Annotated in this window: 10 protein-coding genes; 3 read left to right on the forward strand and 7 right to left on the reverse strand. The window is 65.9% G+C overall.

Features of this window, described 5'->3' with window-relative positions; genetic code table 11:
* The first annotated feature begins 31 nt into the window (after window positions 1-31).
* The gene (locus tag KNJ79_RS13495) at window positions 32-925 is read left to right on the forward strand and encodes a CHAD domain-containing protein (RefSeq protein ID WP_317151459.1); all 894 of its coding nucleotides are present in this window, start codon (window positions 32-34) and stop codon (window positions 923-925) included.
* A gap of 133 nt (window positions 926-1,058) precedes the next feature.
* The gene (locus tag KNJ79_RS13500; RefSeq protein ID WP_317151460.1) at window positions 1,059-1,379 is read left to right on the forward strand and encodes a DMT family transporter; all 321 of its coding nucleotides are present in this window, start codon (window positions 1,059-1,061) and stop codon (window positions 1,377-1,379) included.
* Window positions 1,380-1,803: 424 nt separating this feature from the next.
* Here KNJ79_RS13500 and pepN read toward each other — a convergent pair whose 3' ends face one another.
* The gene (gene pepN / locus KNJ79_RS13505) at window positions 1,804-4,398 is read right to left on the reverse strand and encodes an aminopeptidase N (RefSeq protein WP_317151461.1); all 2,595 of its coding nucleotides are present in this window, start codon (window positions 4,396-4,398) and stop codon (window positions 1,804-1,806) included.
* 310 nt (window positions 4,399-4,708) lie between these two features.
* Here pepN and KNJ79_RS13510 point away from each other — a divergent pair, with 310 nt between their 5' ends.
* Window positions 4,709-5,500, forward strand: coding sequence for a Rossmann-fold NAD(P)-binding domain-containing protein (locus KNJ79_RS13510; RefSeq protein ID WP_317151462.1), 792 nt, complete (start codon window positions 4,709-4,711; stop codon window positions 5,498-5,500).
* On the opposite strand, the gene KNJ79_RS13515 is transcribed toward KNJ79_RS13510, so the two are convergent.
* The 6 genes from KNJ79_RS13515 to nadA form a co-directional block, all read right to left on the reverse strand.
* The gene (locus KNJ79_RS13515; protein ID WP_317153923.1) at window positions 5,497-6,669 is read right to left on the reverse strand and encodes a DUF445 domain-containing protein; all 1,173 of its coding nucleotides are present in this window, start codon (window positions 6,667-6,669) and stop codon (window positions 5,497-5,499) included. The genes KNJ79_RS13510 and KNJ79_RS13515 overlap by 4 nt on opposite strands.
* Window positions 6,670-6,855: 186 nt before the next feature.
* Window positions 6,856-10,272, reverse strand: a complete 3,417-nt coding sequence (locus KNJ79_RS13520; RefSeq protein ID WP_317151463.1) for an efflux RND transporter permease subunit — start codon at window positions 10,270-10,272, stop codon at window positions 6,856-6,858.
* Between the two features lie 32 nt (window positions 10,273-10,304).
* Complete coding sequence (locus KNJ79_RS13525; protein WP_089214864.1) at window positions 10,305-11,534, reverse strand: efflux RND transporter periplasmic adaptor subunit; 1,230 nt, start codon at window positions 11,532-11,534, stop codon at window positions 10,305-10,307.
* Between the two features lie 296 nt (window positions 11,535-11,830).
* Entirely contained in the window at window positions 11,831-12,106 is a 276-nt protein-coding gene (locus tag KNJ79_RS13530; protein WP_317151464.1) for a GlsB/YeaQ/YmgE family stress response membrane protein, read from the reverse strand.
* 142 nt (window positions 12,107-12,248) lie between these two features.
* On the reverse strand, window positions 12,249-12,500 hold the full coding sequence (locus KNJ79_RS13535) for a GlsB/YeaQ/YmgE family stress response membrane protein (RefSeq protein WP_089215075.1): 252 nt from the start codon (window positions 12,498-12,500) through the stop codon (window positions 12,249-12,251).
* Between the two features lie 894 nt (window positions 12,501-13,394).
* Complete coding sequence (gene nadA, locus KNJ79_RS13540; protein WP_317151465.1) at window positions 13,395-14,384, reverse strand: quinolinate synthase NadA; 990 nt, start codon at window positions 14,382-14,384, stop codon at window positions 13,395-13,397.
* Window positions 14,385-14,389 lie beyond the last annotated feature (5 nt).

Genomic DNA, 14,389 nt, shown 5'->3' on the forward strand with positions numbered 1-14,389 from the left:
CTATAGTATCGGCCGCTGAACGGAGGCGGCCGTGGCATATCGTTTCAAGCTGAAGGACCGGTCCGTCGCCGACGGCATGCGGCGGATCGCCGGCGAGCAGATCGAAAAGGCACTCGCCTCGGTCGAGGCCCGCGATCGAAGCGACGCGATCCACGACATCCGCAAGCGATGCAAGAAACTGCGCGGACTGGTGCGGCTCGTCCGCCCGGTGTTCGACGGCTATGCGCAGGAAAATGCCGGGTTTCGCAGGCTGGCCGACAGCATTTCGGCGGCGCGCGACAGCAAGGTCATGCAGGACACTTATGATGGGCTGGTGAACGAGTTCGCCGACCGGATCGACCGCCGCGCGCTGGACTCGATCCGCCGGCAGTTCGCCCTGCAACGGCGCGCCGAAGCCGGAACCGACGGCGAAGCGCGGATGCGCGACGTGCGCGACGGGCTGCGCGAGGCGCGGGAGCGGGTCGCCATGTGGAATTTGAGCGCCGACGGCTGGGAGGCCATCGCCGACGGGCTTCGCAAGACCTATCAGCGCGCCTGCGCGGCGTCGGCACAGGCGCGGTCGTGCCCCGACAGCCGGAATTTCCACGAACTGCGCAAGCGGATCAAATATCACTGGTATCATTGCCGCCTGCTCGAAAATCTCTGGCCCGACCTGATGGAGGCCCGCCAGCGACCCGCCAGACGGCTCTCGGACCTTCTCGGCGATCATCACGACCTCGGCCTTTTCATCGCCAAGCTGGAGGGCGATCGGCGCGCATTCGGAGACCAACGCGACGTCGAAGTGGCGATCGGCCTCGCGCGCGAGCGCCAGGCGCGGCTCGAAAAGGCGGCCTGGCCGATGATCGACCGCCTGCTCGCGCAGCAACCCAAGCCGCTCGCGCGGCAATTCGGCGCTCTGTGGGCCGTCTGGCGGCAGGAAGACTGAGCGGCGCTATTGCCAAAGCGCCGCGGTGGAGCTAACGGCGCCCGCACGACATCCAGTCTTTTGTGCAGCGCCTCTTTCCGGGTTTCCGGCCTGCACCATCCCGACGAGCCCGCCAACAGCAAAGGACTCGCCTATGGGATGGATCATCCTCGCCATCGCCGTTTTCACCGAAATCATCTGGGCGCTCAGCCTCAAATGGGCCGCATCGCAGGGGACGTGGCAGGCGTCGGCGGTGCCCGTGTCGCTGAGCTTCCTCAACATGGCGCTGCTCGCCTTTGCGATGCGCGAAATTTCGGCGGGCACCGCCTATGCGATCTGGACCGGCCTCGGCGCGGTCGGAGTGATCGTCGGCGGCGTCATCCTGTTCGGCGAAAAGGTGAGCGCGGTGCAGGTCGGCTTCATGGCGCTGATCGTCATCGGCGTGGTGGGGACGAAGCTGTTCGCGGCAAGCTGACCACCCAGGAGAGCCGCACGGCCGTTAACGACCGGTTGCGGTCATAAGGGTCCTCCCCGGCACGGGGAGGGGGACCATGCGAAGCATGGTGGAGGGGCACCCTCGGTTTACGCTGCGTTCAAAGAGGGAAAGGCAAACCGCCCGTGCCCCTCCACCACCCTGCGGGTAGTCCCCCTCCCCCAAGGGGGAGGACCGGCCGCTCCCCACCCCAATGCGGACATCCGCCGCAAAAAACCGCTGTCCTACATTATCCGGCTGTGCCAGCCTTCGTCTCGGCTCTTTCGATATGTAGATACAAGCGGTCACGGCCCGGCTTTGCGGATGCGGGAACCGGCGCGACAGGTTCGCCGAACGCAGCCCATCGGCGGCTGCACAAGGCTGACCTTTGCTGAACTTTGAAACGCCACCGCCAAGCGGTCGCTCGCTACCCCATCAAACTCTTCGACGCCTGCTCGGTCGTATCGCGCGACAGGCCGGGCTGCGCCAATATCCGCTCGAGTTGGGCTTTCATCAGTTCCTGCCGCGCGACGTCGAAGCGTTTCCAGCGGCCGAGCGGCGGGATCATCCGCGCGGCGGTCTGCGGGTTCTTCGGATCGAGCGCGATCACGAGGTCGGCGAGCAGGCGATAGCCCGCGCCGTCGGCCTGATGGAACGCCGCCTGGTTCGCGGCGAAGGCGCCATAGAGCGAACGCACGCGATTGGGGTTGGCGAGCGTGAAGTCGGGATGCTGCGCGAGGGCCGCGACTGCGGCAACGGTGTCGCTGCGCAGCGACCACGCCTGCACCTGAAACCATTTGTCGAGCACCAGCGGATCGTCGCGATAGCGCTGGTAGAAAATGTCGAGCGCGTGCGCACGCTCGTCGCTGTCGCCATGCGCAAGCGTCGCGAGCGCCGCCTGCCGTTCGGTCATCCCGTCCGCCGACGAAAAAATGCCGAACGCCAGCGCCGCCACATCCTCCTTGCCGGTCGCGGCGAGATAGGCGAGCGCGACGCCGCGCAGGCGCCGGCGCCCCTTGGCGGCGGGCGAAAGGTCGGTCGCCGCGGGCGCGGGGTTGCCAAGGATAGCGCGCCATTGGCCTTCGAGCGCGTCCCCGATCGCCCCCTGCAAAGCCATGCGCGCGCTGCGGATCGCGTCGGGGTCGACCGTCACCATCTGGTCGCCGATAAACGCCTCGCTCGGCAACAGCACCGCTTCGGCGACGAAAGCCGGATCGTCGGCCGCGCCCGCCAGCGTCCGCGCGACGGCGCCGATCACCGCGTCGCGATTCCCCGCCTCACCCGAGACGGCCGCGACCAATGTGTCGAGCATCAGTTGCTGGAGCGCTTCGTAGCGTGCGAACGGGTCGTCGTCGTGCGCCGCGAGCCATGCGAGTTCGCCCGGTGCGCGTTCGTAATCGACGATCACCGGCGCCGAAAAGCCGCGGTTGACCGACAGCGCGGGCCGCGCGGCAAAGGCGCCGAGCGGCACGCGCTGCGCCGCCCCGGTCAAGGTCACCAGCGTATCGGGCAGCGCCGCGCCGCCGCCGTCCATCGCAAAGGCGGCGAGCCTGAGCGGCATCATCATCGGCGCCTTGTCGGGCTGGCCGGGGGTCGGGGGCACCGTCTGCACGATGTCGAGAAACCATTCCCCACCTTCTTGCGCCAGCGTCAAATGCAGCTTCGGCGTTCCCGCCTGCTCGTACCAGCGGCGGAATTGCGTCAGGTCGATCCCGCCGCCTTCCTCCATCGCGCGGATGAAATCCTCGCAGGTCGCGGCCTCGCCGTCGTGGCGGTCGAAATAGAGGTCGGTGCCGCGCCGGAAGCGTTCGGGGCCCAGCAGGGTCGCCATCATGCGGATCACCTCGGCGCCCTTGTTATAGACGGTGGCGGTGTAGAAGTTCGAAATCTCCTGATAGGAGTCGGGGCGGATCGGATGCGCGAGCGGACCCGCATCCTCGGGAAACTGCGCCGCGCGCAGCACGCGGACATCCTCGATCCGCTTGACCGCGGGCGAGCCCATGGCGGCCGAAAAACTCTGGTCGCGATAGACGGTGAAACCCTCTTTCAGCGAGAGCTGGAACCAGTCGCGGCAGGTGACGCGATTGCCCGACCAGTTGTGGAAATATTCATGCGCAACGACGCCCTCGACCCCGTCATAATCCATGTCGGTCGCGGTGTCGGGATCGGCGAGGATGTAGCGGGTGTTGAAGATGTTCAGCCCCTTATTCTCCATCGCGCCCATGTTGAAATCGCTGACCGCGACGATGTTGAAGCGGTCGAGGTCATATTCGCGGCCATAGACCTCCTCGTCCCACTTCATGCTGTGCTTGAGCGCCGCCATCGCGTGATGCGTGCGGTCGAGGTCGCCGTCGCGCACCCAGATGCCGAGATCGACCTTGCGGCCCGACATCGTCGTGAAGCTGTCGCGGTTGACCACCAGGTCGCCCGCGACGAGCGCGAAGAGATAGGAGGGCTTCGGCCACGGATCCTCCCACAGCGCCCAGTGCGTGCCGTCCTCACCCTCCCCCGACGCGATACAATTGCCGTTCGAGAGCAGGATCGGGAAGCACGCCCTGTCGCCCGCCATCCGCACCCTGTAGCGGCTGAGCACGTCGGGGCGGTCGGGGTGGAAGGTGATGCGGCGGAAGCCTTCGGCCTCGCACTGGGTACAGAGCATTCCGCCCGAGGCATAGAGGCCCATCAGCTGGGTGTTGGTTGCGGGATGGATCAGCGTATCGACCTCGACCGTCGCAGCGGTGCGATCGCCCAGGTCGACGACCAGGTCGCTCCCCTCCATGCGCCAGTCGTTCCACACCGCGCCGTCGACGCGCACCTCGGCCGGGGTCAGCGCGTCGCCGCGAAGCAGCAGCGGCGCCGGTGCATCGGCCGCGCGCACGGCCGACAGCGCCGCGGTGACGCGCGTTTCCTCGATCCCGAGCGCGAAATCGAGCGCGATGTCGGGGATCTGCCATTCGGGCGGGCGATAGTCGTCGCGGTGGATGGTGACGGGCACGGCGGGAGCGGAAGAGGCATCGGTCATGCGAATGATCTAGGCTTGGCGGCTGCGCTGCGCAATAATACCATATCCCGGTGATCCCGACCGATGAGGATTGGTGGTCCCGTTTGCTGGCGAGGAGCGGCGGCAGCGGCGATGTGGTTCATCGTCGCGACGCCGCGACGGCGTCCAGCGGGCGGGACCACCAACCCGAAGGGCCGTTTCTGGTGGCCCTCGGACCGCGTCGCCTTCTGGCCCCGATGAACCACATCGCCGCTTCGAAGCCTCCTTGCCGAGAACCACCAGAAACGGTCCTCATCGGTCGGGATCACCGGGATATGGTATGAGGCCACCGATGGGCATGATGCTGATTTTCGGAATGGGCTATAGCGCCCGACATATCGCCGACCGCCTGCTCGCGCGCGGCTGGGACGTGGTGGGCACGACGCGCGACGCGCGCGCCGGCACGATCGCGTTCGACGATGAGGCCGCGGTGCTCGCCGCGCTGCGTTCGGCAACGCATATCCTGTCGTCGGTCCCGCCCGCGGAGGGAAGCGACCCCGTGCTCGCGCGCTATGGCGAGGCGATCGCGCTCGCGCCGGCAGGCTGGGTCGGCTATCTCTCCTCGACCGGCGTTTACGGCGATACCCGCGGCGCGTGGGTCGACGAAAGCGCGCCCGTAAAGGGCCGCCGCGAAGCGCGCAACGCCGCCGACGCGGCGTGGGCCATGCTGCGCACCGGGGTGCGGGTCTTTCGACTCCCCGGCATCTATGGACCCGGCCGCTCGATCCTTCAGCGTATCGAAGAGGGCCGCGCACACCGGATCGACCTATCCGAACAAGTGTTCAGTCGCATCCACGTCGAGGACATCGCAGGCGGGGTCCTCGCCTCTTTCGCCGGACCGCCGGGCATCTATAACCTCGCCGACAACGAACCCGCGCACCAGAACCGCCTCGTCGAATGGGGTTGCGCACTGCTCGGCGCGCCGCTGCCGCCGCTGCAATCGCTGGACGAAGCCGGCCTCTCCCCCGCCGCGCGCGCCTTCTATGCCGAGAACCGCCGCGTCGCGAACAGCAAGGCAAAGCGGCTGCTCGGCTGGACGCCGCACTATCCGACGTTTCGCGAGGGGCTCGCCGCCTGCCGCTAAAGCAACACGTCGACCGAGTGGATCGCCACCCCGACGAGCCCGCCGACCAGCGTGCCGTTGATGCGGATATATTGCAGGTCGGCGCCGACGGCATTTTCGAGCCGGTCGGTGATCGTCTTGGCGTCCCAGCCACGGATCGTGTCGGACACGAGCCGCAGCGCGGTCTCGCCATAGCTGTCGACGACGCCGACCACTGCACGCCGCGCATAGCGGTTGAGCGTGCGCTTGATGCCGCGGTCTTCGCCGAGCATCGTCCCGAACTGGGTGATCAGCTCGCCGAGCCGCCCCGCGAGCATCGTGTCGGGATCGCGTGCGGCGCGCAAGAGCGCGCTGCGCCCCTGTTCCCACAAGCCGTCGAGCCAGCGCTTGACCGCCGGATTGTCGAGCAGCTCGGCCTGCACCCGCGCGACCTTTGCCTGAACCTCGGGATTTTCCTGCAGGTCGAGCGCGAGCTTCGCCATTCCCTCCTCGACGCGCAGGCGGATCGGATGGTCGGGCTCGGCCGCCATGTCGGCGAGCAGCTTCGCAAGCCCCTTGACGATGCGGTTGGCAATGCTTTCGTCGAGCCCCGTGAAGCGGACGATCGCGTTCGAATTGTCATGCACCATCTGGTGGATCAGATGCTCGTTGAGATCGAGCGTCTTCGATCCCCATTGGACCGCGGCGTCGAGCAACGGCTGATGCCGCCCTTCGGCGAGCGCCGCCTGTAGCGCCTGACCGAGCAGCGGGGCGAGATCGAGTTCGCGCAGGCGATCGGCAATCGCCGATTTAACCATGCCGCCCAGCCTTTTCTGGTCGAGCGCGCCGAGTGCATCGGCGATGACCCGCGACGCGCCGAGCTTCAAACGCCCGCCGCCTTCGGCCGGCTGCGACAGGAACTTGCCGACCGCGCCCGCGATGTCGACGTCCTGCATCTTGCGCGCGATCAGCCGCGGCAGCAGGAAATTGGTGAGCAGGAAGCGCGCGAGCGTGTCGCCGATCCGGTCCTTGTTGCGCGGGATGATCGCGGTATGCGGAATCGGCAGCCCCATCGGATGGCGGAACAGCGCGGTGACCGCGAACCAGTCGGCCAGCCCGCCGACCATCGCCGCCTCGGCAAAGGCGCGCACGAACCCGACCGCCGGGTGGACGTCCTGAAAATTTTTGGCGGTGATGAAGATCGCCGCCATGACGACGAGAAGCCCCGTCGCGACGATACGGATGTTGAGCCCGCCCGTCGGAAGCGAGACCCCGGCCCGCGAATAAAGGCCGCGCCCTCCGATCGACGGGGAAAGACGGTCGTTCATGTGCTTCAAATGGCGCGCCGCGCCAAAGGTTGCAACCGGCGCAGCGTCAAAGCTGCGCCGGTTGCCCGATCACTCCGCGGGATGCGGCACCGGGTCGGCGTGCGGCTTCGTATCGTCGCCGGGGCGATAGGTCAGCAGATTGCTCGAGAAGAAGCGACCGAGCCGTTTCTCGATGCTGTCGGCCAGGCTGAAACCCGCGGGGACGATCAGCAAGGTCAGCATCGTCGACAGGATCAGCCCGCCGATCACGACCACGCCCATCGGCGCGCGCCACGCGCCGTCGCCGGACAAGGAGATCGCGGTCGGCACCATGCCCGCCACCATCGCGACGGTCGTCATGATGATCGGCTGCGCGCGCTTGCGCCCGGCGTCGATCAGCGCCTCGACCTTGCCGATCCCCTTGTCCATTTCCTCGATCGCGAAATCGACGAGCAGGATCGAGTTCTTCGCGACGATGCCGAGCAGCATCAAAAGGCCGATATAGACGGGCATCGAAATTTCCATGCCGGTCACGAGCAGGCCGAGCAGGCCGCCGAGCGGTGCGAGCAGCAGCGACGACATGTTGACCAGCGGCGACAGGAAGCGGCGGTAGAGCAGCACGAGCGTCGCGAAGACGAGCATCAGGCCCGACACGACCGCGATCATGAAATTCTGGATCATCTCGGCCTGCCACTTGGCATCGCCCTGGATCACCTTGCGGATGCCCTGCGGCATATTCTTGACCGCGGGCAGCGCGTCGATCTTGGCTTGCGCGTCGCCGGTGACCAGGCCGGGCGCAAGATCGGCGCCGATCACGATACGCCGCGTCTGGTTATAGCGGCGAAGCTCGGTCGGGCCCGAACCGAAGCCGATCTCGGCGACCGACTTCAGCGGCACCGTGCCGCCGTTCGCAGTCGGAACCGGCAGATTTTCGAGCGTCGCAAGGCTGCGGCGCGAGTCTTCGGACAAGAGCACCCGGATCGGAATCTGGCGGTCGGACAGCGAGAATTTCGCCGCATTCTGGTCGATGTCGCCCAGCGTCGCGATACGGATCGTCTGGCTGAGCGCCGCGGTCGTCACGCCAAGGTCGGCGGCAAGGTCGAGCCGCGGCTTGAGGATGATTTCGGGACGCGGAATATCGCCCTCGATCCGCGGCGCGCGCAGTTCCTTGAGTCCCTTCATCTCCTCGACGATCCTGTTCGCGTGCTTTTCGAGCGCGACCGGATCGTCGCCGCCGATGATGAACGTAATGTCGCGGCCCGAAAAGCCGCCCGACTGGCTCTGGAACGACACGCGCGCGTCGGGGATCGCCGCGAGCTTGGGTTGCAGGCCGCGCTCCCAATCGACGCTCGAAATCTCGCGATCCTTCTTGAGCGTCAGGAAAGCGTTCCCGCCGCCGACATTGACGTCATAGAAGGCGGTCTCGACCACCGGGCTGTCGTCGAGGATCGCCGAAATCTGCCTCGCGATGACCTCGCTCTGCTCGAGCGTCGAGCCCGGCGGCAGTTCATATTTGACCTGGCTGTAATCGCTGTTGGTCGTCGGCTGGAACTGCTGCGGCAAGGTCGCGAACAGCACGAGGCTGAGCACGAAGGCGCCGACCCCGATGCCGACGATCCACACGCGATGGTCGAACAGGCGCGCATAAGCGCGGCGCAGCATGAACGCCGCCCATTCCATGAAGGCCCAGCGCCGCACGTTGAACGCATAAGCGACGCCGCCCAGGACGATCGCGACAAGTTCGCCGACAAGAAAGGCCATGACCGCCGTCAGCGGCATCAACAGCATGAAGTGCAACGCCGGGTTGGGCGCATCCTGCCCCGCGGGAACGGGCTGGAAATATTGCGCGATCGACGCGAGCACGGAAACGCCCGCGACCACGAGGCCCGGCGCCATGAACGCCAGCCGCGTCGGCACCGCGTCATAGCGCGCGCGCACCGCCTTGTGCTTGCCGCTGTTGAGCGTCCAGCCGAGCACGCGCTCGTAACGGTCGATCCACGGTCCTTCGGCGTGGCTCTGCTCGCCCTGCGCCGAGAGGAAATAGGCCGCGATCATCGGCGTGATCATGCGCGCGACGGCCAGGCTCATCAGCACCGCGAACACCACGGTCATGCCGAACTGGATGAAGAATTGCCCCGACACGCCGGGCATCAGCGCGACGGGCAGGAACACCGCGACGATCGACATCGTCGTCGCCACCACGGCGAGGCCGATCTCGTCGGCGGCGTCGATCGCCGCCTGATAGGCGGTTTTGCCCATGCGCATGTGGCGGACGATATTCTCGATCTCGACGATCGCATCGTCGACGAGCACCCCGGCCACGAGGCTGAGCGCGAGCAGCGACAGGCCGTTGAGCGAAAAACCCATCAATTCCATGAACCAGAAGGTCGGGATCGCCGACAGCGGGATCGCCATCGCGCTTATCAGGGTCGCGCGCCAGTCGCGCAGGAACAGGAAGACGACGACAACTGCAAGCACCGCGCCCTCGATCATCGCCTCCATCGAGCTGCGATATTGTTCCTTGGTATATTCGGTGCGGGTGAAGAGGATCTTGAACTTCACCTTGGGGTTGTTCTTCTGGATCTCGTCGAGCTTCTTTATCGCCGCGTCATGCACGGTGACGTCGGATGCGCCCTTCGCCTTTTCGATCGAGAAGGACAGCACCTGCCGCCCGCCGATCTTGGCGAGGTTGCGCTGTTCGGCGAAGCCATCGGACACGCGCGCGACGTCGGACAGTCGGATCGTGCGGCCATTGCCGATCGAGATCCGCGTTTGTCCCAGTTCATAGGCGCTGCCGGCATTGCCCAGCACGCGCACCGCCTGTTCGGAGCCCGCGATTTCGGTGCGCCCGCCCGCGGCGTTGACGTTCACCTGCCGCAACTGCTGGTTCACCTGGCTCGCGGTCAGGCCATAGCTTTGCATACGCGCCGGATCGAGGATGACCCGGATTTCACGATCGACGCCGCCCGAGCGGCTGACCTGCGCCATGCCGGGGATCGACAGCAATTCCTTCGCCACCGTGTTATCGACGAACCAGCTGAGCTGCTCGAGCGTCATATCGGCGGCTTCGACCGAGAAATAGGTGATCGGGCCGCCGGCGATGTCGACGCGCATGATTTGCGGTTCGAGAATGCCGTCGGGCAATTCGCTGCGGATCTGCGACACCGCCTGATTGACGTCGTTGTAGGCGCGGTCGATCGGCGTGCCGATCGCAAATTGCACGAAGGTTCTGCTGCTGCCCTCGCTGACATAGGAGGACATTTCATCGACCCCGCTCACCCCGCGAACCGCCGCCTCGACGCGCTGCGTCACCTGCGTTTCGAGCTCGGTCGGCGCGGCGCCCGGCTGCACGACGATCACCTGCACCGCCGGGAATTCGACGTCGGGATTGTCGTTGACGTCCATCCGGTTGAAGCTGACGAGGCCCGCGAGCAGCAGCAGAATGAACAATACGATCGGCGGCACCGGGTTGCGGATGCACCAGGCGGAGATGTTGCGGAAATTCATGGATCAAACGCCTCTGTGCAGTGCCGGTGCGATTATTTCGATGCCTTCTGGACGACGGGCTTCACCTTGTCGCCGGGGTTGAGGAAGGCGCCCGCGAGCACGACCACCCTCTCCTGCCCCGTCAGGCCGGACGCGATCGACACGCCGTCGTCGGTGACGGTGCCGACCTTCACCGGCTTCTGCTCGATCTTGTCGTCCTTGCCCACGATCAGGACATAATTGCCCTGCGGACCGCTCTGTACCGCGCTTTCGGGAAGCAGCGGCGCTTCGTCGGCACCGGCGATCAGCCGCGCATCGGCGAAACCGCCGGGGCGCAGCGCCTTGCTGTAGGGCACCGCGATGCGCACCGTGCCCTGCCGCGTGTCGGGATTGATGACCGGCGAAACCTGCCACACCTGCCCCGCGATCTCGAGATTGGTGCCCACCGGCGTGACGATTGCGCGCGTGCCGACCGATATGCGCTGCAGGTCCGCATCGGCGAGCTGCGCGAGCATTTCCATCTCGCCGCCTTTCGCCATGCGGAACAATACGCCGCTGCCCGCGCCGACAACCTGCCCGGGTTCGACCTGGCGCGTCAGGACCAGGCCCGCCGCGGGTGCGACGATGTTGAGCCGCCCGTTGCGCGCGACCGCTTCCTGATATTGCGCCTGCGCGACGCGGACGCGCGCCTGCGCGGCGTCGCGGGTGGCGCGCTTGCGGTCGATGTCGGCCTTCGACACGAAGCCGCGCGCGACGAGGGCCTGCGCGCGGTCGAGTTCGGACTGCGCGAGTTCGGCATCGGCCTGCGCGACGCGGATCGACGCGGCGAGGCTCGCCGCCTGCTGCGATTGCACCGACCGGTCGATCACCGCGAGCGGCTGGCCCGCGCCGACCCATTGGCCGGGTTCGACGAGCACGCGGACCACCTGCCCGCCCTCGCCCGCCACGCCGACGGGCATTTCGCGCCGCGCGGCGATCGTACCGTTCGCGGCGATCGCCGCCTGCACCGACTGCTGGCCGGGGATCATCACCGTAATCGTCGGAACGGTGGCGCCGTCCTCCTCGCCCGCGGCGCCGCCCGCCGTCGCGGCGTCGCCGCCCTTGGCCGCCGAGAAGGCATACCATGCCGCAGCGAGTATCAGTGCCACCAGGACGAGCCCGATGATCAGCCGCATCCGCTTGCGGCGATTGTCCGCCGCCTCATAGCTTTCCGCCTCTTCGTAAAAGCCCTGGGTCGAACCCGCCACGCTGTCCATCGAATCCACTTTCCGCTCGTAGTTCATACCCGCATCCCTTTCTGCCGCTTTCGGCAGCCGGAACCCCGATCGCCCTGCGACCCCGCCCCCCGATCGGCATGACGAGACCTCTGGAAAATCCTCGAAGGTGTATTACCGAATTAAATCACCCCTGACAAGGGGAAACGAAAGGCGTCTATAGCGCCTCCGCCCAAAGCCTCGGGGTGCCGTTCATAAGCCTTTTCGTCAGCGCTTTCCAGCGTGCTGGACGCAAAAAGGACGACCGGCCTTTCGCCGGTCGCCCGTTGCTTCGGTGGGCCGCGAAGGCCCCAGCGACCTTGAACCTAGCGCACCCGGCCGCGACGGATCAGGTTGACGATGGCCAGCAGGATGATCGCGCCAAGAAACGCGGTCAGCAGTGTCATCGGATCGTACCACGCGCCGTCGGACATCTTCCCGCCTTGTAGCCAACGACCCAAAAGGAAGCGGCCCAGAATCGAGCCGACGCAACCGACGATGATGTTGAGGAATATGCCTTGCTGCGCATCGGTGCGCATCACGATGCTCGCCAGCCAGCCGATGATGCCGCCCACGATGAGTGCCATTATGAAATCAAGCATGTCTGTGACCCCCTACGATCAGTAGTACTGCCCGCCATTGCGGACGGGACAACGCTAAAGCAGATCGTCTGATTTACCTAGCGGAATGGCGGCAGCGCTGGGCCGCTGCCGCCATCCGGTCCGCCTTGCGGACGCGCAATCCTTAGCGCACGCGGCCGCGCCGCACGAGATTCACGATCGCCAGAAGGATGAGCGCCCCGACCAGCGAGGCGAGAAAGCTGTAGAGGGTGATCCCCGCATTGATCGAACCGCCGAGCAGCAAGCCGCCGATAAAGGCGCCGACGATACCGACGATGATGTTGAGGAAGATACCCTGTTGCGCGTCGGTGCGCATGATGATGCTGGCGAGCCAGCCGACGATGCCGCCGATGATAAGCCAGATGATGATACCCATGGTTTTGCTCCCTTCGTTGCACCGGAGCGATGGGCGCGCGACGCGTGCTTTCGCAAACGCCCGGTCGCTTCCGACCATCGTTTCGCCGAGTATCAGCACAATGCCACGATGAAGCAAAAGGTTCCCGGCCGCACCGCGAGCGATCCGGCCGGGAGAGTGGGATCAGTTCCGGTCGGGGAACTGCTCCGGGTCGCAAGGCCGGGCATAGGGTGCGATCGGCGGCCGCGATGTGACCGCGATCACAGAGCCGGGATTTTCGGGACGGGCGCCGATGGCTGCGCGCATACGAAATGGGGGCCGGCATCGCTGCCAACCCCCACTATCCGGAATTTGCGCTAGGCTTCTCTGCTTCGGGTCATCCCGGTCCGCTTCTCTTGCGATCGGCGGCCCGCCAAACGATCCGTCGCGGTAGCAGGCAACGCAGTCCGGCGACGGTTTGGTCGGCCCCCTTGCGGGGGCCGGCCGCACCTGAAAAGCCCTTCATCATCTTGTCCGAGCGTCTGCCGAAGCACACAATCTTCAAAAGCGATGGACTGCTTTTCATCCGATCGGGTCGGTTGCAACTCGTGGGAATTGCGGCCTTCCGTGATCGGCTATCGGTCCGTTTCCTCGTCGATCCGTTCCGTTTCAATCGGGCTGGTCTTGCAACGAGCCTTCCTGTCCCGGGGGTTCGACGTCTCTGCCGTCCCGATGAGTTGAAGCTGTCACGAAGCGGGACGCGCGCCAACAAAAAAGCGCGCGAAACCGCGCGTGGTTGTGGATAAGTCGGGCATTAGCAATTTGGCTTTGCCGCGCAGCATTTTTGTAACGCCGCCGCAACATTTTCGGATTCGGATTACGGCCCGAGCCAGCCCTCGCGGAGCTTCGACTCGGATCACCGATCGCGACTCGGACTCACGCCCGCCCCAGATCGCCCTTGCCCACGGTCCCCGACGCCATCTCGAGCATCCGGTCGAGGCTCTTCTTGGCGCCGAGGCGCAATTCCTCGTCCATCTCGATCCGCGGCTGAAGATCGCGCAGCGCGACGTAGAGCTTTTCCATCGTGTTGAGCGCCATATAGGGGCAGATGTTGCAGTTGCAGTTGCCGTCGGCGCCCGGCGCGCCGATGAAGGTTTTTTCGGGCAGCGCCTTTTCCATCTGGTGGATGATGTGCGGTTCGGTCGCGACGATCAGCGTGTCGCCGGGGAAGCTCTTCGCGAACTGCAATATGCCGCTCGTCGAGCCGATATAGTCGGCGTGGTCGACGATATGCGCCGGACATTCGGGGTGCGCCGCGACGGGTGCGCCCGGATGCTGCGCCTTCAGCTTCAGAAGCTCGGTCTCGCTGAACGCCTCATGGACGATGCACACGCCGGGCCACAGCAGCATATCGCGCCCGAACTTGCGGTTGAGATAGCCGCCGAGGTGCCGGTCGGGGCCGAAGATGATCTTCTGATCCGCGGGGATCTGGCTGATGATCGTCTCGGCGCTCGACGAGGTGACGATGACGTCCGAGAGCGCCTTCACCGCCGCCGAGCAGTTGATATAGGTCAGCGCGATATGGTCGGGATGCGCTTCGCGAAAGCGTTTGAACTGTTCGGGCGGGCAGCTGTCCTCGAGGCTGCACCCCGCGTCCATGTCGGGCAGCACGACGATCTTCTCCGGCGACAATATCTTGGCGGTCTCGGCCATGAACTTGACCCCGCAAAAGGCGATGACGTCGGCGTCGGTGTCGGCCGCCTTGCGCGACAGTTCGAGCGAGTCGCCGACGAAATCGGCAAGATCCTGAATCTCGGGCTTCTGGTAATAATGCGCAAGGATCACCGCATTGCGCTCCTTGCGGAGCCGGTCGATCTCGGCGCGCAGGTCGAGGCCGGCGAGCGTTTCGCGGACGGGAGCAGTCATGGCTT

This window comes from Sphingopyxis indica (genome assembly GCF_032879645.1).
In the GTDB taxonomy this organism is placed as follows: Bacteria; Pseudomonadota; Alphaproteobacteria; order Sphingomonadales; family Sphingomonadaceae; genus Sphingopyxis; species Sphingopyxis indica.

Bases quoted from the DNA above. Each gene is read 5' to 3' on its own strand.
- pepN (WP_317151461.1), bottom strand. From the start codon at position 4,398: ATGACCGATGCCTCTTCCGCTCCCGCCGTGCCCGTCACCATCCACCGC.
- KNJ79_RS13500 (WP_317151460.1), top strand. From the start codon at position 1,059: ATGGGATGGATCATCCTCGCCATCGCCGTTTTCACCGAAATCATCTGG.
- KNJ79_RS13515 (WP_317153923.1), bottom strand. From the start codon at position 6,669: ATGGCGGCGATCTTCATCACCGCCAAAAATTTTCAGGACGTCCACCCG.
- KNJ79_RS13535 (WP_089215075.1), bottom strand. From the start codon at position 12,500: ATGGGTATCATCATCTGGCTTATCATCGGCGGCATCGTCGGCTGGCTC.
- KNJ79_RS13510 (WP_317151462.1), top strand. From the start codon at position 4,709: ATGGGCATGATGCTGATTTTCGGAATGGGCTATAGCGCCCGACATATC.
- nadA (WP_317151465.1), bottom strand. From the start codon at position 14,384: ATGACTGCTCCCGTCCGCGAAACGCTCGCCGGCCTCGACCTGCGCGCC.
- KNJ79_RS13525 (WP_089214864.1), bottom strand. From the start codon at position 11,534: ATGAACTACGAGCGGAAAGTGGATTCGATGGACAGCGTGGCGGGTTCG.
- KNJ79_RS13520 (WP_317151463.1), bottom strand. From the start codon at position 10,272: ATGAATTTCCGCAACATCTCCGCCTGGTGCATCCGCAACCCGGTGCCG.
- KNJ79_RS13530 (WP_317151464.1), bottom strand. From the start codon at position 12,106: ATGCTTGATTTCATAATGGCACTCATCGTGGGCGGCATCATCGGCTGG.